The following is a 20,843-nucleotide window of genomic DNA, read 5'->3' on the forward strand; positions in this document are numbered from 1 at the left end:
CTCAGTTCCCTGCCGCGCCCGTGCCATCCACCGCCTGCCGGCCCAGTGCCGGGTCGTCGGTGAAGAAGGCATCGATGCCGGTGGCCAGATAGGCACGCATCTCGGCAATCGAGCCCTCGGCATTGCGCGCGTTGTCGGCGCCCTTGCGCAGGTTGCTGGCCTGGAAGTGGTTCTCCGGGCGGAAGGTGTACGGAATCACCATCAGGCCCACTGCATGTGCGTCCTGTACCAGCGTGGTCGGTGTCCCCAATGCGCCCTTGGCGTCCAGCGGAATGATCGAGCGCAGCTCCGGGCCGATGCTGTCGGCGTAGCTGGCAACATCCTTCAGTCCAGCCGGGGTCATCATCTGCGCGTAGGTCAGCTTTCCACCGGCCTTGGCGATGTCGGCCGGCTGGGTGTCGCCCTTCCACAGCAGCTGCAGCAGGCGGATGTTGCTGCCCCGCCCGATCTTGCCGCGCAGGTAGCGCAGGTTGGCGGTCTCGAACGACTGGATGGTGACCGGGCCGACATTGGTGTACGCATTGCCACGCAGTGCGGCCAGCAGCGCGTCTTCCATCGGCAGGCCGATCGACTGGAAGTAAGTCGGGTGCTTGATCTCCGGCACCAGGCCGATGCCGCGGTTGGCACGACCGGCCTGCTGCACCAGGAAGGCCAGGATCTCGTCCAGGCTGGCGATGCGGAACTGCCCGTCATAGGCGGTGCTGCGCAGCTCCGGCAGGCGCTCGCGCGCATACAGGGTCTTCAACTCGGCCAGGGTGAAGTCTTCGGTGAACCAGCCGTCGACCTTCTGCCCGTCGATGACCTTGCTGGTGCGGCGGCTGGCGAATTCGGGATGCGAGGCGACATCGGTGGTGCCACCGATCTCGTTCTCGTGGCGGGCCACCATCACCCCGTCCTTGGTCATCACCAGGTCCGGTTCGATGTAGTCGGCGCCATCGGCAATGGCCTGCGCATAGGCCGCCAGAGTGTGCTCAGGCAGCAGCGCGCTTGCGCCGCGATGGCCATAGACCGACACCTTGTGCGCGGCCGGGGTGGAGGATTCAGCACTCATGGCCACAGATGGTGCCACGGCCAGCGACAACAGCAACGCACAACCCCACGACTTCACTGCGACTTCCCCAAGCGGTATGTGATGGGCGTCAGTATGCGGCGGCAATGTGACAGGTGGGGGTGTCGGGGAAGAGATCGGATCCCCGCAGGGGCTCCGCCCCCGGCGCCGTCATTCTTCAACTATTCCGATTGATGCGCGAAGTAGTACGCGACTAGCCTCGAGTAACCAACAGTGACGTTGTCGGAGGCAGATCGTGGAAAAGCCAATGTACATGCCGATCCTGAAATGGCGACAGGGTGAGTATCTTGCAGTGGGCCGTGCCAGCGAAGGCATCAAGGACTGGATCCATCCTCTGTTCGAGATTCCCATCGAGCAGTGGGACTTCGAGAACGATGCGCCTGCGAAGTCACTCGACGAGCACCTGAAGAACGTCGGCAATCGCCTGGCCAAGAACTGGAAAGCACGGCGCTGCCTGTTCGACTCGCCCTATCTTGCCGGCGACGACACCATGGCGGACGGGCAGCACCATCTTGAGCGGGTTCTCGACCTCACGCGCACGGCCGGCTGCCAGGCCGTTCCGGTAACTGGCATTGACCGGCATGCCGACTACCAGCAGGCAGTGGCCCGCATCGCGGCCCGCGACGATCGCGGCTGCGGATTGCGGCTGATTCCGGATGATCTTGAAGGCAGGGGTCTGGCCCGCATCCCGGCATTGTTGAAGCTGCTGGGCCTTGCGCCAGGGCAGGTGGACCTGATCCTGGACAGCTCGGCCGATGTCGCCGACTCGCCCACGCTGCAGGCCACCACGTGGCAGGCCTGGATCGCAGCCGTTCCGGATCTGGCCGACTGGCGATCGATCACCATCGCGGGCGGAAGTTTCCCTGCCAGCCTGAGCCCCTCGTCGAACTATCGCCCGCATGGTGATGTGAACCGCCGGGAATGGCGCGCGTACAACCGCCTTGTCGGTAGTCGTCCCGATCGGATGCCGTGGTTTGGCGACTACGGCTGCGCTTCCCCGCATACCGAGCTGATGGATCCACGCCTGTTCGACCCGAATGCCAAGGTCAAGTACACGATCGACGACCAGTGGCGGATCGTGGTCGGCACCCAGATCAAGCGCAATGGCCGCAACCAGTACCGCGATCTGTGCAACCACCTGGTCTCTGATCCACCGGTGGTGTTCATGGGACGCGGCTACAGCTGGGGGGATGCGTACATCGAGGACTGTGCCAACAATGTCAGCAGTACCGGCGGAAGTTCCACCTGGCCGACCGTGGCCACCAACCACCACCTGACTAAGGTTGTTCGCGACCTCGCCAATCTGGCCGGCGCTTCATCTGTTCCCTGACCAGCGTGCGGATTTCCGCAAGACTGTAGAGCTCACCCAGGCGCTCGCACAGCGCTGCACGGTTTCCGCGCAGCGCTGATTTTTCAGCGGTCCTGCTGCTGATCAGGGCTGTCAGCTCATCGCGCCACAGCAGTGCCGCCACGGCGGTGGCGCTCACCGAGGGGTTGAGCCTGGCAGGTCGCAGCAGTTCCATCCTGACGGCATTGCGCGCACCACGTGAGGCCAGCCTGACGCCCCACCACGCAGGCAGCGTCTCCAGCGCATGATCCAGATGGCGCTGGCCCACCACGATCGTCGCCTTGTCGAGCACGTCGGAATAGAACTGCTGCTGCAATGGCAATCTGCGCAACGTGTCTACATCACTCTTGATCTCGTAGCCGTGCAGGTGGCCATTGATGACACAGACATCGACCCGGCAGGCCCCGCGCGCAAGCGCCATTTCCTCTACGACAAGCGTATTCGGATTGGCGACATGCTCTGCGATGACCTTGCTCAGCAGCGCTGAGCGCACGTCACTGTCGGTGATCGGGTTCATGGCGGGATGATATCAAGGCGGTGTCGCGGCCCGGGTTGAAACCACATGGCGTCGATTGTGGTGATGCGAAGGGTCAGAGCCCCGGCGGGGATCCGACCCTGGCGTTACTTGCCGATGCAGAAGCTGGAGAAGATCCTTCCCAGCAGGTCATCGGCACTCATCTGTCCGGTGATCTCGCCCAGCGCGTCATGCGCCAGCCGTAGTTCCTCGGCAGCCAGTTCCAGGTGCTCATACGCCAGCTCGCCATCGGCGCGCTGCGCATGTTCCTGCGCACGCTCGATCGCATCCACATGACGGGTGCGCGCGGAGAATTCGCCGTCCACCTGCTCCCCTGCCCCGGCCGAGGCAATCGAACGCAGGCGGGTATGCAGGTCTTCCAGGCCAGCACCGGTGGCGGCCGACACGAACACGCGATCCGGATCGTCCAGCGTTGGCAGCGCCGTCAGAAGATCCGACTTGTTGTGGATGTAGACCTTGTGCGGCACCGCCGCCACCGCATCGCCCAGCGCCGCTTCGCCGGCCGCCGGATCGCGCGCATCCAGCACGATCAGCGCCAGGTCGGTGCGCTCGATCTCCACATGGGCGCGACGCATGCCTTCGCGTTCGATGGCATCGCCGCCGTCGCGCAGGCCGGCGGTGTCGACCAGGGTCAGCTCCAGGCCGTCCAGGCGGATGGTCTCGCGCAGGGTGTCGCGGGTGGTACCGGCGATGTCGGTGACGATGGCGCGTTCGCTACCGGCCAGCGCGTTGAGCAGTGAACTCTTGCCCGCATTCGGCGGACCGATCAGCACCGCGTGCAGGCCATCGCGCAGGCGACGGCCGCGTTCGGCATCGCGGCGCAGAATGGCCAGGTCGCTGCGTGCCTGCTCCAGCCCACGCCGCACCTGCGCGCCGCCGAGCGTGTCCAGCGGTTCGTCGGCGAAGTCGATGGCCGCTTCCACGTGGATTCGCAGCAGCACCAGCTGCTCGACCACGGCGTCGATGCGACGCGAGAACACGCCATCCAGCGAACGACGTGCCGCGCGCGCGGCGCGGTTGTCACCCGCGGCGATCAGGTCGGCGATGGCCTCGGCCTGGGCCAGGTCGAGCTTGCCGTTGAGGAACGCCCGTTCGCTGAACTCACCCGGTCGCGCCTGGCGCGCACCGAGCGCGATGCAGCGCGCGACCAGTTGCTGCAGCAGCACCGGACTGCCATGGCCCTGCAGTTCCACCACTTCCTCGCCGGTGAAGCTGTTCGGCGCCGGGAACCACAGCACGATGCCATCGTCGATGACCTCGCCATCGGCATCGCGCAGCCGCGCATAGTGCGCGTGGCGCGGGCGCAGTGCAGGCGCGCCCAGCGCGTTGGCGATGGCCGCTGCACGCGGGCCGGACAGGCGCAGCAGGCCGACACCGCCGGCGCCAGAGGCGCTGGCGATGGCCACGATGGTGTCGGTGCGGATCGCGTCGTTCATGGCTCAGAGTTTCTCCAGCTGTGCGCGCGCCTGCGCGGCACCACTGCCCTGCGGCTGCAACGCCAGGTAGGTGGTGTAGGCCTGCTTCGCCTTGGCCTTGTCGCCGGCGTTGAAGTAGGCATCGCCCAGGTTGAGATAGGCCACGGCACGCGAGGGGTCGATCTTCAGCGTGTTCTCCAGCCAGCGCGCGGCTTCGGCATAGCGCTGCTGACGGTAGTAGACGAAGCCGAGGTTGTTGGCGGCCTGGGCGAAGTCCGGACGCAGCTTCAGCGCCTCGGTGAACTGGGCTACCGCTTCGTCGTACTGCTTCTCGCGGTACAGCTGCAGGCCACGGTCATTGGCCTGCTGCGCGCGCTGGCGGTCGGACGCCGGGCCGGCGGTGGGCACCACCAGCTTGGCCTTGCCGCCCTGCAGGTCGGCCACGGTCACCGGCGCCTGACTGCCCTTTACTTCGCTGGCGGCATCCACCTTGTTGTTCAGCGCGATCGCATCGGCAGTCAGCTGGCGCGTATCGGCATTGAGGAATTCCTGGCTGTCCGGCACCTGGAACACGAACTCGCCACCCTGCGATCCCGGCAGGCTGCCGAAGGCCGGGGTCTGGTGCGAGACCGCCGAGACCGCTGGCGCCACGTAGGCGGCCAGCTCGGTACCGGTGATCAGGCCATCGCCGTTGAGGTCGCCCTTGCCGGCCAATGCCTGCAGCAGCACCCAGGTGAACACCGAGTGGCCGTTCGGGCCGGCATCGGCCACCTGCTGGTCGGCACCGCCGGCGGTCAGCATCTGCCGCGCGCTGCGGCGCGCGTTCTCGCGCAGGAACGACGACGACGACGGGCCACCACGGGTCAGGCCCAGGCCGCTGTAGCAGGCATCCATCACGAACATCACATGCTTGGCCTGCATGCTTTCGGCGATGTTCTGGATGTCGGTCATCGCAATCGCGTCGGTGGCGAATTCCTTCGGATCCGAATCGACCGGAATGATGTAGCCGAGGTCGCGCCCGGAGGCGAGCTGGCGTGTGGCGCCATGGCCGGCGAAGAACACGAACACGCGGTCGTTCTTGCCGGTGCGGTCATCGGCCAGGCGGTCGTGGAAGGCGGCCAGGATGTTGTTGCGGGTGGCCTGCTCGTTCTTCAGCACGATCACCTGCGAGGACGGGAAGCCGAATTGCCCGGTCAAAGTATCGGCCACTGCCTGTGCGTCATGGCTGGCGTATTCCAGCTTCGGCCACTTGGCGTAGTTGTCGATGCCGACCACGATCGCCCACGACTTCTCGTAGCCGGTGGTAACCGTGGCGGCACCGGCATCACCCTTGCGCGCACGGGCGACGGTGAAGTCGCGGCCGTTCCAGCCGGCGAACTGGTAACCATCGGCGATCAGACGATCGAGGATCTGCGGCAGCGCCTTCACCGCACGGTCGTGGATGTCATGGAACAGGATGATGCCGCGCTGTTCCTTGTTCACCTGGTCGAGCACGCGCTGCACGATCGACTCCGGCACCGGGTCGGCCCAGTCCATCGAATCGATGTTCCACATGATCGACTTCAGCCCGGCTTCGTTGAGCAGCTGCAGGCCTTCGGCGTTGCGCGCGCCATACGGGAAGCGGAACAGGGGCGCGCGCTTGCTGTCCACGTCCTTCAGCAGCGCGTCGGTGTCGAGCACCTGCTGGCGCAGCGCGTCGCCGGTGGTGCGCGACAGCTGGGCGTGGGTCAGGCTGTGGTTGCCGACCGCATAGCCCTCTTCCATCAGGTTGCGGCTGATCTTGGCCATCGGGCCAAGGCTGACCTTGCCATCGGCCTCGACCTTGCCCAGGTTGCGGCCCACTTCGAAGAACACGCCCGGCACGTCATAGCGCTTGAGGATGGCCACCACTTCATCGGTATAGGCCTTGTGCGGGCCATCGTCGAAGGTCAGCACCACGGTCTTGGCCGGCAGGTCACGGCCGAAGATCTCGCGGTCGCTATCCTTCATCGACATCGGGTACGGCTCGATCACGCCGTAGTCGCGCAGGATCGCTTCGCGGCTGTAGTCCTTGTGCAGATGGGCGATGTAGTCGTCCCACTTCTCACGCTTCAACTCGATGGCGCGGGTGCGCTCGAAGCGGCTGAAGATGCGGGTCAGTTCCTGGTTGTAGTTGCGCTCGATTTCATCGAGTGCCTCCAGATCCTCGCCGATGCGCTGGTGCAGCTTCACCGCCGGCAGCGAGGAATCAGTACCGACCCGCTCATGCAGGTCACGCAGAACTTCGCGGAAGGCCAGGCGGTCGGCGTCGAACAGTTCCGGCGCCGACTCGATGTAGTCCAGCACGGTGCCGAGGGTAGCGAAGCGCTGTGCGCTGGAGCCACGCAGCAGGGTGTCGAACTGCGCGGCGATGGCCGTGCGCTGTTCCAGGCCATCGTGGAACAGCTGCTGGCCCACTCGCGTGGAGGTGCCGCGGTCGGCAGCCGACTGCTGTTCCTCGTCGGCCAGCAGCACGATGATCCGGCGGTAGCCGTCAAGCTGCTTCTGCAGCGCCGCCAGCAACGGCGCTGCGGCGGGATCGGCGACGGCCGCGGCCTGCGCGCTCGGCTGGGTGACCGTGGTCGCCGGCGCCTTCGCGTCCTTGTCGCCGCAGCCGGCAACAACCAGCGTCAACAACAGCGAAGGCAGGAACAGGCGAAACGACGACGCACGCGGCATGGTGAACTCGAAGGTGGGAGGAACGATGTGCAGGCGATTCTAACGCCGCATGCGAAAAGCCCGCCTTTCGGCGGGCTTTTGCTGGGGTCAGCCGGCCAGCGGCCGGCTCTACCGATTACTTCTTTTTGACCGGGGCCGGCGCGGTGGTGGCCGGAACCGGCTCGCCGCCATGGCGCTTGGTCATCCACCACTGCTGCAGCAGGCCCAGGCCGCCGTTGACCACCCAGTACAGGACCAGGCCGGACGGCATGAAGGCCATCATGACGCCGAACACCAGCGGCATGAACTGCATCATCTTCTGCTGCATCGGGTCCATGCCCGGTGCCGGGGTCAGCTTCTGGGTGAACCACATCACTGCCACGTTGATCACCGGCAGGATGAAGTACGGGTCGCGTGCGGTCAGGTCCTGGATCCAGCCGAACCAGGGCGCCTGGCGCAGTTCGACCGATTCCACCAGCACCCAGTACAGGGCGAAGAAGATCGGCATCTGGATGAGGATCGGCAGGCAGCCGCCCATCGGATTGATCTTTTCCTTCTTGTACAGCTCCATCATCGCGGTCTGGAACTTCTGGCGGTCATCGCCATAGCGTTCCTTCAGCTGCGCGATGCGCGGCTGGAAGCGACGCATCTTGGCGCCGCTCTTGTACTGGGTCGCCGACAGCGGGTACAGCACCAGCTTCAGCAGCACCACCAGGCCGACGATCGCCCAGCCCCAGTTGCCGACCAGCTTGTGCACCTGGTTCAGCACCCAGAACAGGCCCTGGCCGATCACCGCCATCATCGAGAAGCGGCTGTAGTCGACCACGCGGTCCAGGCCCGGCACGTCTTCCTTGGCGATCAGGTTGACCAGCTTCGGGCCGACCCACAGGCGGGCTTCGGTGCTGGTGGACTGGCCCGGGGCCACGGTGAAGGCCGGGCCACGCGCTTCGATCAGGTCACGACCGGCCACCTGCGACAGCACGTAGTGCGCGGTCTGGTCCTTCTGCGGGATCCAGGCGGTGAAGAAGTGGTGCTGCAGCATCGCCAGCCAGCCACCGGTGATGTTCTGGTTCAGCGTGCCGTCTTCCAGGTAGTCCTTGAACGCACGACGCTGGTACTTCTTGTCGTTGTCGTACCAGGTGGCACCGTTGAAGCTGAAGGAATCCGGGTTGGTCATGCTCCGCGACAGGATGGTCGGGGTGCGGTCCAGGGTGCGGTAGACGTAGCCGTTCCACGGGGCGGCGCCAGCGTTGCTGACTTCGTCCTTGAAGCGCACGGCGTACTCGTTGCGCGAGACGGTCAGGGTGCGCTTGATGGTCACGCCGTTGTCGGCGGTCCACACGAACGGGATCTGCAGCTCGTTCTGGCCCTTGGCCAGCACGAAGTCCTTGGTGTCACCGACCAGCTTGAAGCCGTCAGCGCCGGGGACCGGGGTGTTCTTGTCTTCGCTGGCCCAGCCACTGATCGCGCTGTACGGGTGCGCGGGGTCTTCGGTCAGCAGGCGGACCGGCGGGCTGCCTTCGTCCTTGGTCTGCGGGAACTGCAGCAGCTCGGCGTCGAGCACGCGGCCGCCATCGAGCACCAGGCGCAGAACGTCGGTGGTGACGGTCACGCGCTGGCTGGCCGGGGTGGCGCTGGCCTGCGCCTGCACGGCGGCCTGGCCGGGGGCACCCGGAACCTGGGCGCTGGGGATGGCGCCCGGGGTTGCGCCCGGAACGCTCTGTGCGGCGGCCGGGGCCGACGTGGTCGTCGGTGCCGGGGTCGGAGCAGCCTTTTCACGGCTCCACTCCATCCACAGCAGCACGGCCACCATCAGCCAGGCAAAAATGAGGAATACGCGGGTCTGGTTCATCAGCGGACAGGCTCGGCGGGGCCGGGACGCGATGCCGGCTCGGTCAAAGAAGGAGTTGCGATGCCATCAGGCGGCGGCATTGTGCCGTCCACGCCCGGCGTGGGCAATGCACGCAGGCGACGCAGCAGGCGCAGGAAGGCCTGGCGGATCTCATCGTTGCTGGCAGAACGCGCAGCACTACGAGCCACGACGACAAAGTCGCCTGGCTGGATGTCGGTACGTGTCTGACGCAGGATGTCGCGCAGGACGCGCTTGATCCGGTTACGCCCGACGGCGTTCGGATCAACCTTGCGGGAAACCGCCAGACCCAGCCTGGCCGGCCGGTCAGCCGGCAGCCAGTGCAGGGTCATCAGCGGATCGGACACACGGCGGGCGCCGTTGAAGACCGTTGAGTATTCGGCACGCGTGCGAACCCGCGCAGAGCGAGGGAATCGCTTGCGCGGGTCTGCAGTATTCACTGTCGAAGGGATTGCGTCTGCCGCGATGTGCGGCATGGCAATCAGGCGCTCAGGACTTTGCGGCCCTTGGCGCGGCGACGCGACAGGATCTTGCGGCCGTCAGCGGTCTTCATACGGGCACGGAAGCCGTGGTCGCGCTTACGCTTGAGGTTGCTGGGCTGGTAGGTGCGCTTCGTGGCCATTGGGGGCCTCTCGTATGAATGGGACGGAAAGAACCGGAAATTCTAGAGAGGTACCCCGCCCCAAGTCAACCCCTGTCAGCTACGCGAATTCACTGGGCTGTGCAATAGCTGTGGATGTTTTTGTGAATAAGTAGGGGACAAGCATTCCGAAGGCGGGCGCTCGGTGGTAGTCTGAGCCATCCATTTCCCCCCTTTCCGGCCTGTGTTTGGGCGCCTTGTCGCGTCCATGCCCCGGCCACCGGACGATTATTGCTGATGGATGCTTGGTCCCGTAGTCTCGAGCGCCTCGAAGCGGAGTTCCCGCCGGAAGACGTTCATACCTGGTTGAAGCCACTGCAGGCCGATCTGCGCGTGGACAGCCTGGTGCTGTATGCACCGAATGCCTTCATCGTCGACCAGGTCCGCGAGCTGTACCTGGCCCGGATCCGCGAACTGCTGGCTCATTTCGCCGGTTTCAGCGACGTTTTTCTTGAAATCGGCTCGCGCCCGCGTCCCGTGGAGGCGCAGAACGCGCCGGTTTCCACGCCGTCGGCGCATGTGTCCAGCGAACCGCAGGTGCCGTTCGCCGGCAACCTGGACAACCACTACACGTTCGCCAACTTCGTCGAAGGCCGCAGCAACCAGCTGGGCCTGGCCGCTGCCTTCCAGGCAGCGCAGAAGCCGGGCGACCGTGCGCACAACCCGCTGCTGCTGTACGGAGGCACCGGCCTGGGCAAGACCCACCTGATGTTCGCCGCCGGCAACGCCATGCGCCAGGCCAATCCGGGCGCGAAGGTGCTGTACCTGCGTTCGGAACAGTTCTTCAGCGCGATGATCCGGGCCCTGCAGGAAAAGACCATGGATCAGTTCAAGCGCCAGTTCCAGCAGGTGGACGCGCTGCTGATCGATGACATCCAGTTCTTCGCCGGCAAGGACCGCACGCAGGAAGAGTTCTTCCACACCTTCAACGCACTGTTCGATGGCAAGCAGCAGATCATCCTGACCTGCGACCGCTATCCGCGCGAAGTCGAAGGCCTGGAAGCGCGCCTGAAGTCGCGGCTTGCCTGGGGCCTGTCGGTCGCGATCGAACCGCCGGACTTCGAGACCCGCGCCGCGATCGTGCTGGCCAAGGCACGCGAACGCGGTGCCGAGATTCCCGATGATGTTGCGTTCCTGATCGCCAAGAAGATGCGCTCCAACGTGCGCGACCTCGAAGGTGCGCTCAATACCCTGACCGCCCGCGCCAACTTCACCGGCCGCGCGATCACCACCGAATTCGCCCAGGAAACCCTGCGCGACCTGCTGCGCGCCCAGCAGCAGGCGATCAGCATTCCCAACATCCAGAAAACCGTTGCCGACTACTACGGCCTGCAGATCAAGGATCTGCTGTCGAAGCGTCGGACCCGCTCGCTGGCCCGCCCCCGCCAGGTCGCCATGGCCCTGACCAAGGAACTGACCGAGCACAGCCTGCCCGAGATCGGCGACGCCTTTGCCGGTCGCGATCACACCACGGTGCTGCATGCCTGCCGCCAGATCCGGACCCTAATGGAAACCGACGGCAAGCTCCGTGAGGACTGGGACAAGCTGATCCGGAAGCTGAGCGAATGATGCACGGATGCCGATGAGGCGTCATCGCACAAAACGGTGCAGAATCCGGTAGCAAGCGCGGGACACGTTGTGGATAAAAAAGGCGTCTGAAATCGCGTCGGATTTATCCACAGCTTTCCCCACCCCCTGGGGGGCGGTAATACAGAGGGTTTCGAGGTCTGAAATTCTTTTATTTACAAAGACTTAGCGTTGTTTTCCAGCGATTCTGTCTCTACCAGCACCACCAAGCTTTTGATTTATTCCACATTTTTTAAAGCATAGGGGCACGGAACCACATGCGTTTCACACTGCAGCGCGAAGCCTTTCTCAAGCCGTTGGCACAGGTCGTCAACGTGGTCGAACGCCGCCAGACCCTTCCGGTTCTGGCCAATTTCCTGGTCCAGGTGCAGAACGGCCAGCTGTCGCTGACCGGTACCGACCTGGAAGTGGAGATGGTGTCGCGGATCGCGGTTGAAGATGCCCAGGACGGCGAAACCACCATCCCCGCCCGCAAGCTGTTCGAGATCATCCGTGCCCTGCCCGACGGCAGCCGGATCACCGTCTCGCAGACCGGTGACAAGATCACCGTGCAGGCTGGCCGCAGCCGCTTCACTCTGGCGACCCTGCCCTCCAACGACTTCCCGTCGGTGGACGAAGTGGAAGCCACCGAGCGCGTGGCCATCGGCGAAGCGACCCTGAAGGAGCTGATCGAGCGCACTGCGTTCGCGATGGCCCAGCAGGACGTGCGCTACTACCTCAACGGCCTGCTGTTCGACCTGCGCGGTGATGCCCTGCGTACCGTTGCCACCGACGGCCACCGCCTGGCGCTGTGCGAAACCGACCTGGCCAAGCCGAGCGGTTCCAAGCGCCAGATCATCGTGCCGCGCAAGGGCGTGACCGAACTGCAGCGCCTGCTGGAGAGCGGTGATCGCGAGATCGAACTGGAAGTCGGCCGTAGCCACGTCCGCGTCAAGCGCGACGATGTCACCTTCACCTCGAAGCTGATCGACGGCCGTTTCCCGGATTACGAAGCGGTGATCCCGATCGGTGCCGACCGCGAAGTGAAGGTTGATCGTGAAGCACTGCGTGCCTCGCTGCAGCGCGCCGCGATCCTGTCCAACGAGAAGTACCGCGGCATCCGCGTGGAAGTCTCGCCGGGCAACCTGAAGATCAGCGCGCACAACCCGGAACAGGAAGAAGCCCAGGAAGAGATCGAAGCCGACACCACGGTCAGCGATCTGGCCATCGGCTTCAACGTGAACTATCTGCTGGATGCCCTGTCTGCCCTGCGCGACGAGGAAGTCATCATCCAGCTGCGCGACTCCAATTCCTCGGCGCTGGTGCGTGAATCCAGCAGCGAGAAGTCGCGCCACGTGGTGATGCCGCTGCGTCTCTGACAGCAGCCTGTTCCACGTGGAACCGAAGGACGCCCGGGATCTTCCCGGGCGTTTTTTTTTTGCAGGTTCCACGTGGAGCATCGGGATCGCTGGATCTCCACGTCTGTGTGAACGGCTTCCCCGAGATTGCTGGCTGCCGATTGATCCTGGCTAGCCTCCCGATGCAATTGTCCTGAGCGATTGGAGCCCAGGTTGCTTGCTCGGGCGCTGTCCAGCCACCTTCGATCTTGTAGACAGTACTGGGTCTTCAGACCTGATTGCATTTACCCCGAACAGGCCGGATGCATCAAGCAGATCGCAGGGCGCAACGCTGCGGTTGCTTCATCTGCAGACGTCACTGTCCACAGGCTTGGTTGGGGCCGAATCAGGGCTAGCCTAGCTTCTAAATCTGGGTATAAATCTAAAGCATGGTGGTGATGGTAGGGCCAGATTTCGTGGAAAAATGCATTATCTAATTGATTTTTAAAAGATTTATGCACATGAAACCCCCTGTATAGAGGCCCCTCAGGCTGGGGGGGAACCTGTGGATAGTTTCCAAGGCCGGGCAAAAGGGCTTTTTTATCCACAGTTTGCCCATACCTTGTGTATAAGTCATACAGACCGGCTGTGGACAGCGTGAAACGACCGGCTCGAATTCTTTGAAATCTGTGGAACCCTCCAGGGCATCGCATCGTAGATTTCAAGAAATCTGCGCGGAGTTCGCGCAATCCACCGCGGGGGCGCTTGGCGATACTCGTGGAATGAGGCTGAAATCGCTGAAATCTGATGGCCTGTACCCTGCGCCGCCGCTCAGAATTCAAGGATTCCCGGGCATATCCAGACCCAGGCGAGCCCAGGTGAGGGAGCGCCACCACGTGGAACACGCGTAGGGTTGCCAGGCGGAGGCTTCAGCACAGTGGCGATGTCTGGCGCGGCACGGCTGGCTTGACCGATGCAGTAAGCTGATGGATTCCCTGCCCCTCTACCGCCTTGTGCGGATGGTCTTTCGCGCCCCATGCAGATCCGCCGCCTCGCCTTGCATCAACTGCGTCGTTTCAGTGCGGTGGACCTGTCGCCCCAGCCGGGATTGAACCTGCTGACCGGCGACAACGGTGCCGGCAAGACCAGCGTGCTCGAAGCCCTGCACCTGATGGCCTATGGGCGCAGCTTCCGTGGCCGGGTGCGCGACGGTCTGGTGCGGCAGGGCCAGGAAGCGCTGGAAATCTTCGTGGAATGGGACGAACAGCGTGCCAATCACCCGCCGCACCGCCGAAAAGCCGGGCTGCGCCACAGTGGCCAGGACTGGAAGGGGCGATTGGACGGCGAAGATGTCGCGCAGCTGGGCAATCTCTGCGCAGCGCTGGCCGTGGTGACGTTCGAACCCGGGAGCCATGCACTGGTCAGTGGCGGTGGCGAACCCCGCCGCCGCTTCCTCGATTGGGGCTTGTTCCACGTGGAACCGGATTTTCTATCCCTGTGGCGCCGCTACTCCCGGGCGCTGAAGCAGCGCAATGCCCTGCTCAAGCAGGGTGGGCCGTCGCGGATGCTCGATACCTGGGATCACGAGCTGGCCGAGGCCGGGGAACCGCTGACCAGCCGCCGCCAGCACTATCTGGAGCGTCTGCAGCAGCGCACGGTGGCCTTGGCCGCCAGCCTGGCTCCGCAGCTGGGTATCCAGGGATTGGAACTGAGCCCCGGTTGGCGGCGGCATGAGCTTCCCTTGGCCGATGCCCTGCTTCTGGCCCGGGAACGTGACCGGCAGGCCGGGTATACCTCGGTCGGCCCGCACCGGGCGGACTGGAGTGTGGATTTCCACAGCATCCCGGGGCGTGATGCGCTGTCCCGCGGCCAGGCCAAGCTGACGGCATTGGCCTGCCTGCTGGCACAGGCCGAGGACTATGCGGAACAGCGAGGCGAATGGCCGGTGATCGCGTTGGACGATCTGGCCTCGGAGCTGGATCGCACCCATCAGGCGCGGGTACTGGAGCGCCTGCTCAATGGACCGGCACAGATCTTCATTACCGCCACCGAAACCCCGGCGGCGCTGCAGGAACTGACCCACATCGCCCGGTTCCACGTGGAACATGCACAGATCGTGGCTGTGCCATAGTGGGCACACCAGGGCCGCTCGACCCCGGCTGGTATAATTCGGGTTGGAATCCTTTCATTCTCGGCACATCGCCCCAAGCGGTGGCCGACCTGCGGAGCCTACGGCAAGCGCAATGAGCGACGAACAGAACACCCCGGCAAACAACGGCAATTACGACGCCAACAGCATTACCGCCCTGGAAGGCCTGGAGGCTGTCCGCAAGCGTCCCGGCATGTACATCGGCGACGTGCATGACGGTACCGGTCTGCACCACATGGTGTTCGAGGTCGTCGACAACTCGATCGACGAAGCGCTGGCCGGCCACGCCGACCACGTTGCGGTGACGATCCACGCCGACGGCTCGGTCTCGGTGTCCGACAACGGCCGCGGCATTCCCACCGGCAAGCACGAGCAGATGAGCGCAAAGCTCGGCCGGGAAGTGTCTGCGGCCGAAGTCGTCATGACCGTCCTGCACGCAGGCGGCAAGTTCGACGACAACAGCTACAAGGTTTCGGGCGGCCTGCACGGCGTCGGCGTCAGCGTGGTCAATGCGCTGTCGCAGAAGTTGCTGGTGGACGTGTTCCAGAACGGCTCCCACTACCAGCAGGAATTCAGCAACGGCGCAGCCGTGACCGCGCTGGCCAAGCTGGAAGCCACCACCAAGCGCGGTACCACCGTGCGCTTCTGGCCGTCGACTGTCGCCTTCCACGACAACGTGGAATTCCACTACGACATCCTGGCCCGCCGCCTGCGCGAGCTGTCGTTCCTGAACTCCGGCGTCAAGATCGTCCTTGCCGACGAGCGTGGCGATGGCCGTCGCGATGACTTCCACTACGAAGGCGGCATCCGCAGCTTCGTGGAGCATCTGGCCCAGCTGAAGACCCCGCTGCACCCGAACGTCATTTCAGTCACCGGCGAGCACAACGGCATCGTGGTGGATGTGGCGCTGCAGTGGACCGACTCCTACCAGGAGACGATGTACTGCTTCACCAACAACATTCCGCAGAAGGATGGCGGTACCCACCTGGCCGGTTTCCGCGGTGCGCTGACCCGTGTGCTCAACAACTACATCGAGCAGAACGGCATCGCCAAGCAGGCCAAGATCAACCTGACCGGCGACGACATGCGCGAAGGCATGATCGCGGTGCTGTCGGTGAAGGTGCCGGATCCGAGCTTCTCCAGCCAGACCAAGGAAAAGCTGGTCAGCTCCGATGTGCGTCCGGCGGTGGAAAACGCCTTCGGTGCGCGCCTGGAAGAGTTCCTGCAGGAAAACCCGAACGAAGCCAAGGCGATCGCCGGCAAGATCGTCGATGCCGCACGTGCACGTGAAGCCGCGCGCAAGGCCCGCGACCTGACCCGCCGCAAGGGTGCACTGGATATCGCCGGCCTGCCGGGCAAGCTGGCCGACTGCCAGGAAAAGGATCCGGCGCTGTCCGAACTGTTCATCGTCGAGGGTGACTCGGCAGGTGGTTCGGCCAAGCAGGGCCGCAACCGCAAGAACCAGGCGGTGCTGCCGCTGCGCGGCAAGATCCTCAACGTGGAACGCGCACGCTTCGACCGCATGCTGTCTTCCGACCAGGTCGGTACGCTGATCACCGCGCTGGGCACCGGCATCGGCCGTGACGAGTACAACCCGGACAAGCTGCGTTACCACAAGATCATCATCATGACCGACGCCGACGTCGACGGCGCCCACATCCGCACCCTGCTGCTGACGTTCTTCTACCGTCAGATGCCGGAGCTGATCGAGCGCGGTTACGTCTACATCGGCCTGCCGCCGCTGTACAAGATCAAGCAGGGCAAGCAGGAGCTGTACCTGAAGGATGACCCGGCGCTGGACAGCTACCTGGCGAGCAGCGCAGTGGAAAACGCTGCACTGGTGCCGGCCACCGGCGAGCCCGGCATCGAAGGCCTTGCGCTGGAGAAGCTGCTGCTGGCCTACGCGGCCGCGCTGGATTCGATCGAGCGCAACGCACACCGCTACGACCGCAACCTGCTTGAAGCGCTGGTCGACTTCGTACCGATGGACCTGGACAGCCTGCGCGCTGCCGGCGAAGGCGAGGGTCTGGATGCACTGGCCAAGCGCCTCAACCAGGGCAGCCTGGGCAGCCCGCGTTTCACGCTGGAGCTGCAGGAAGCCAACGACGAGCGCCCGGCCGCTGTGCTGGTGACCCGTCGCCACATGGGCGAACAGCACATCCAGGTGCTGCCGATGTCGGCCTTCGAAAGCGGCGAACTGCGCGCGATCCACCAGGCCTCCAAGCTGCTGCACGGTCTGGTCCGCGAAGGCGCGATCATTTCCCGCGGTGCCAAGTCGATCGAAGTCGACAGCTTTGCCAAGGCACAGAACTGGCTGCTCGAGGAGGCCAAGCGCGGCCGCCAGATCCAGCGATTCAAGGGCCTGGGTGAAATGAATCCGGAGCAGCTGTGGGACACCACGGTGAATCCGGAAACCCGTCGACTGTTGCAGGTGCGCATCGAAGACGCTGTCGCTGCCGACCAGATCTTCAGCACGCTGATGGGCGATGTCGTCGAACCGCGTCGTGACTTCATCGAAGACAACGCGCTGAAGGTCGCAAACCTGGATATCTGACACAATCGGGACACGGCCGGTGCGCGGGGAGGCGCGCCGGCCTTCGACTCTTGAACGCAGGTACCTGATGTCCGCATCCGCCCCGGTTTCCGCTCCGCCCCCGGTTCCGCCGGCTTCTGCCGCGCCGCGTGCCGTTTCGCCGTTGGCGGGGTTCTTCATCGACCTGGGCATCGCCGCTGTCACCCTGTTCGGCCTGAGCCTGATCAGCGGCCTGCTGTGGGGCCTGTACCGTGGCGTGGTGGTCGGTTACGCGAACGCGCAGGCTGGCGCTGGCGCACCCGACGCCAGTTCGGTAGCGGCGTCACTGGGCCAGCCCGGCGCGCTTGCGCAGATTCTCATGGCGCTGTTTGCCACCGGCGGTGCCGCGTTGCTGCTGTACTTCTGGCGACGGCCGGCCAACGCCGCCGAGCGCCACGCGTCGCGCCAGGCGCTGCGCCGTCCCTCCACCTGGGGCTGGACCCTGCTGGTGGCGACCCTGATCGTGCTCGGCAGCAATGGCATCGCCTTCCTGGCCAAGCAGTTCGGCATCGAGCCGGTCCCCACCAACCTGGCGCTGATGCAGAGCGCGATCGCGCGCTTTCCCTTGTTCCTGGTGTTGTTCGCGGTGGTGCTGGCACCGGCCTACGAGGAGCTGCTGTTCCGCCGCGTGCTGTTTGGCCGCCTGTGGAAGGCCGGGCGCCCGTGGCTGGGCGTGGTACTGAGCAGCCTTGCTTTCGCCCTGATCCATGAAATTCCTGGCACCAGCGCCAACGGCCCGGCCGAAATCGCGCAGCTGTGGCTGGTCTACGGCGGCATGGGTGCCGCGTTCTGCTGGTTGTACCAGCGCACCGGAACGCTCTGGGCCGCGATCACCGCGCACGCGCTGAACAACGGTGTGGCACTTGCCGCGCTTGTGTTCTTCGGGGCAACGTAACGCCGTGTCCGCTTGACGAAAGATTAAGCCGCTACGCTACACACTGCGCATATGAACACGGGGGTGGATCCATGAAACAACTGCTGCTGGCCCTTGTCATCACCACCCTGGTCAGCGCCTGCGCGACCACGACCTCCCCTACCGGCCGCCGGCAGATGGTGGGCGGGGTGTCGCAGGCGCAGCTGGACCAGCTCGGCGCACAGGCGTTCGCCGAAACCAAGCAGAAGGAAAAGATCAGCACCGACGGCCGCCAGAACGGTTACGTGCAGTGCGTGGTCAACGCCCTGGTCGCGCAGTTGCCACCTCAATACCGTGGCGTACGGTGGGAGACGGCCGTGTTCGTCGACAAGGAGCCCAACGCCTTCGCCCTGCCCGGCGGCAAGGTCGGTGTGAACACCGGCATCTTCACCGTCGCCAAGAACCAGGATCAGCTGGCTGCCGTAATCGGCCATGAAATCGGCCACGTCATCGCCCGCCACCACGAAGAGCGCATCACCCGGCAGATGGGTGCGCAGACCGGGCTGGCCGTGCTCGGCGCGCTGGCCGGCGCGGCCTACGGTGAAGGCGCTGCCAGCACCGTCAACCAGCTCGGTGGCATGGGCGCGCAGACCGCTTTCCTGTTGCCCGGTTCACGCACCCAGGAAAGCGAGGCCGACGTGATCGGCCAGCGACTGATGGCCCAGGCCGGTTTCAACCCGGCGCAGGCGGTCGATCTGTGGCAGAACATGATGGCCGCCAGTGGCGGTCGCAGCCCGCAATGGCTGTCCACCCACCCCGATCCAGCCAACCGAATCCAGGAACTGCGACGCGATGCACCGGGGCTGACGCCGGTCTATCAGCAGGCGCAGGCGGCCGGGATGCGGCCAAAGTGCGGATGAGTGCGCATTTCTATGCTGTATTGCAGCACATAAAACGATTTCTCACGCCATCTGTTTCTGATACGTTTGGCGGCTCAGATTTTTCTGACAGTCCGACTTTGCCGCTATCCGGCGGTTCGATCGAGGTGAACGATGATTTTCCGTAACCACAAAGCTGTACTTTCCGTCCTCGTCGCGACCGCCCTGACCGGCGCCGTGGTCACCGATGCCTTCGCGCAGTCCTCGCGTTCCTCCGAGCGTGGCAACCGCGGCGGCAAGCAGGCCAAGGCCGAAGCGCTGTACCCGAACGCGACCCGTGAAGAGCCGACCGTCAAGGCATCGGCCAAGCTGGGCAGCAAGCTGCAGAAGATGATCGACAGCTACAACAAGGAAAAGTTCCCGGAGACGCGCACGCAGGCCGACGCGATCCTGGCTGACAGCGCCGCGAACGAGTACGACAAGTCGCTGGCCGCGCAGCTGGCCTCGCAGGCCGCCTACCAGACCGATGACACCCCGGCTGCCGTTGCCTACCTGAAGCAGGTCCTGCAGTTCAACGGCCTGGACAACAACGGCCACTTCCAGTCGATGCTGATGCTGGGCCAGCTGCAGCTGCAGGAAGACCAGACCGCCGAAGGCCTGGCGACCCTGGACAAGTACTTCGCCGAGAGCAAGTCGACCAAGCCGGAAGAACTGATCGCCAAGGGCCAGGCGCTGTACCAGCTGGAGCGCTACCAGGAAGCGATCCCGGTGCTGAAGCAGGCCATCGCCGGCGCCGCCGAACCGAAGGACAACTGGAACCAACTGCTGATGGCGGCCCTCTCCGAAGCCGGCCAGTCCGGTGAAGCGGTGAAGGAAGCCGAGGCACTGGCCGCCAAGAACCCGAACGACAAGAAGGCCCAGCTGAACCTGGCCAGCATGTACATGCAGGCCGATCAGATGGAGAAGGCTGCCGCGGTGATGGACAAGCTGCGCAGCAGCGGCCAGCTCACCGAAGAGCGCGAGTACAAGCAGCTGTACTCAATCTATGCCAACACCGAACACAAGGAAAAGGACGTCATCGCGGTCATCAACGAAGGGTTGCAGAAGGGCATCCTGAAGCCGGACTACCAGGTCTACCTGGCGCTGGCCCAGTCCTACTACTACTCCGACCAGGTGCCGCAGGCGATCGATGCGTGGCAGAAGGCTGCCCCGCTGTCCAAGGACGGTGAGACCTACCTGAACCTGGCACGCGTCCTGCATGCCGAAGGTCGCATCCCGGAGGCCAAGCAGGCCGCCCAGCAGGCGCTGGCGAAGGGTGTGAAGAACCAGGCTGATGCCAAAAAAATCATCAACCTGAAGTAAGTAGGAATAACGCCTGAATGCCTGCACAGTTGATGCGCAGGCGCTCAGGATTGGTATAAGCTTGGAGGTTCCTGCGGTGTCATGCACCGCTGATCAGGGATTCCGCCCCCGGCATCCCGGCCCCACTATTGAGCTCTTGGCGCATGACGGAACAACTAGTCGTTCACCGGTACGAACAACCCGATGACAAGGGGCTGAGCTGGCCTCGCATCGTCGGCATCGCGTTTGTAATTGCCCTGCATCTGGCCGCGTTCATGATGCTCCTGATCCCCGCCGTGGCTCCCAAGGCCGTGGCTGAGAAGGAGCGCAACGTCATGGTGACCATCGTCGACGCCCCGCCGCCGCCGCCCCCGCCTCGCCCGCCCCCCCCCCCGACGGTAACCCCACCCCCCCCTGTGAAGAATCTTTCACGGCGAAAACGTCCGCGGTGCCCTCGCCCGCCCGGGGCCGGGGGGGGGGGGGGCCCCCCCCCCCCCCCGGCCGGCGATCATCGGCCACGCATACGAAGGCACTCCAGATGAACGACATCTTCAAAGGCAACAAGGTTCTGGTCATCGGCGGCACCAGCGGCAT

General features: G+C 64.5%; 15 protein-coding genes and 1 pseudogene. 9 read left to right on the forward strand and 7 right to left on the reverse strand.

The window, feature by feature from the left end; genetic code table 11:
• Window position 1: 1 nt before the first annotated feature.
• Window positions 2–1,108: a glycerophosphodiester phosphodiesterase gene (locus EKL94_RS11895; RefSeq protein WP_126929266.1), complete on the reverse strand. Its 1,107-nt coding sequence runs from the start codon at window positions 1,106–1,108 to the stop codon at window positions 2–4.
• A gap of 208 nt (window positions 1,109–1,316) precedes the next feature.
• On the opposite strand from EKL94_RS11895, the gene EKL94_RS11900 reads away from it, so the two are divergent.
• Entirely contained in the window at window positions 1,317–2,399 is a 1,083-nt protein-coding gene (locus EKL94_RS11900) for a beta family protein (protein WP_126929267.1), read from the forward strand.
• Here the strand turns inward: EKL94_RS11900 and EKL94_RS11905 are convergent.
• The 6 genes from EKL94_RS11905 to rpmH form a co-directional block, all read right to left on the reverse strand.
• Complete coding sequence (locus EKL94_RS11905; RefSeq protein WP_126929268.1) at window positions 2,347–2,934, reverse strand: sce7726 family protein; 588 nt, start codon at window positions 2,932–2,934, stop codon at window positions 2,347–2,349. The genes EKL94_RS11900 and EKL94_RS11905 overlap by 53 nt on opposite strands.
• 104 nt (window positions 2,935–3,038) lie before the next feature.
• Window positions 3,039–4,388 carry a tRNA uridine-5-carboxymethylaminomethyl(34) synthesis GTPase MnmE gene (gene mnmE / locus EKL94_RS11910; RefSeq protein WP_126929269.1) on the reverse strand — a complete coding sequence of 450 codons (1,350 nt, stop codon included), beginning with the start codon at window positions 4,386–4,388 and terminating at the stop codon, window positions 3,039–3,041.
• Between the two features lie 3 nt (window positions 4,389–4,391).
• Window positions 4,392–7,064 carry a polysaccharide deacetylase family protein gene (locus tag EKL94_RS11915; RefSeq protein ID WP_126929270.1) on the reverse strand — a complete coding sequence of 891 codons (2,673 nt, stop codon included), beginning with the start codon at window positions 7,062–7,064 and terminating at the stop codon, window positions 4,392–4,394.
• Between the two features lie 115 nt (window positions 7,065–7,179).
• Complete coding sequence (gene yidC / locus EKL94_RS11920) at window positions 7,180–8,895, reverse strand: membrane protein insertase YidC (protein WP_049399025.1); 1,716 nt, start codon at window positions 8,893–8,895, stop codon at window positions 7,180–7,182.
• Window positions 8,895–9,389 (reverse strand): ribonuclease P protein component, encoded by a 495-nt coding sequence (rnpA, locus tag EKL94_RS11925; RefSeq protein WP_021203275.1) that lies wholly within the window; start codon window positions 9,387–9,389, stop codon window positions 8,895–8,897. The genes yidC and rnpA overlap by 1 nt, the downstream gene beginning before the upstream one ends.
• 5 nt (window positions 9,390–9,394) lie before the next feature.
• Window positions 9,395–9,535 carry a 50S ribosomal protein L34 gene (gene rpmH, locus EKL94_RS11930; RefSeq protein WP_005411729.1) on the reverse strand — a complete coding sequence of 47 codons (141 nt, stop codon included), beginning with the start codon at window positions 9,533–9,535 and terminating at the stop codon, window positions 9,395–9,397.
• 255 nt (window positions 9,536–9,790) lie between these two features.
• On the opposite strand from rpmH, the gene dnaA reads away from it, so the two are divergent.
• The 8 genes and pseudogenes from dnaA to EKL94_RS11970 all read left to right on the forward strand — a co-directional run.
• On the forward strand, window positions 9,791–11,122 hold the full coding sequence (dnaA, locus tag EKL94_RS11935; protein ID WP_005411730.1) for a chromosomal replication initiator protein DnaA: 1,332 nt from the start codon (window positions 9,791–9,793) through the stop codon (window positions 11,120–11,122).
• Window positions 11,123–11,397: 275 nt separating this feature from the next.
• Window positions 11,398–12,498, forward strand: coding sequence for a DNA polymerase III subunit beta (dnaN, locus tag EKL94_RS11940; protein ID WP_005411731.1), 1,101 nt, complete (start codon window positions 11,398–11,400; stop codon window positions 12,496–12,498).
• 994 nt (window positions 12,499–13,492) lie between these two features.
• Window positions 13,493–14,587, forward strand: coding sequence for a DNA replication/repair protein RecF (recF, locus tag EKL94_RS11945; RefSeq protein ID WP_126929271.1), 1,095 nt, complete (start codon window positions 13,493–13,495; stop codon window positions 14,585–14,587).
• A 112-nt stretch (window positions 14,588–14,699) separates the two neighbouring features.
• The gene (gene gyrB, locus EKL94_RS11950) at window positions 14,700–17,159 is read left to right on the forward strand and encodes a DNA topoisomerase (ATP-hydrolyzing) subunit B (RefSeq protein ID WP_126929272.1); all 2,460 of its coding nucleotides are present in this window, start codon (window positions 14,700–14,702) and stop codon (window positions 17,157–17,159) included.
• Between the two features lie 67 nt (window positions 17,160–17,226).
• Window positions 17,227–18,072 carry a CPBP family intramembrane glutamic endopeptidase gene (locus EKL94_RS11955; protein ID WP_049399023.1) on the forward strand — a complete coding sequence of 282 codons (846 nt, stop codon included), beginning with the start codon at window positions 17,227–17,229 and terminating at the stop codon, window positions 18,070–18,072.
• 71 nt (window positions 18,073–18,143) lie between these two features.
• On the forward strand, window positions 18,144–18,950 hold the full coding sequence (locus EKL94_RS11960; RefSeq protein WP_126929273.1) for a M48 family metallopeptidase: 807 nt from the start codon (window positions 18,144–18,146) through the stop codon (window positions 18,948–18,950).
• A gap of 132 nt (window positions 18,951–19,082) precedes the next feature.
• Window positions 19,083–20,270: a tetratricopeptide repeat protein gene (locus tag EKL94_RS11965; RefSeq protein ID WP_126929274.1), complete on the forward strand. Its 1,188-nt coding sequence runs from the start codon at window positions 19,083–19,085 to the stop codon at window positions 20,268–20,270.
• A 143-nt stretch (window positions 20,271–20,413) separates the two neighbouring features.
• Window positions 20,414–20,749: pseudogene (locus tag EKL94_RS11970) on the forward strand (energy transducer TonB); the annotation flags it as partial.
• Between the last annotated feature and the right edge of the window lie 94 nt (window positions 20,750–20,843).

Source organism: Stenotrophomonas maltophilia, from assembly GCF_003970865.1.
In the GTDB taxonomy this organism is placed as follows: Bacteria; Pseudomonadota; Gammaproteobacteria; order Xanthomonadales; family Xanthomonadaceae; genus Stenotrophomonas; species Stenotrophomonas maltophilia_AR.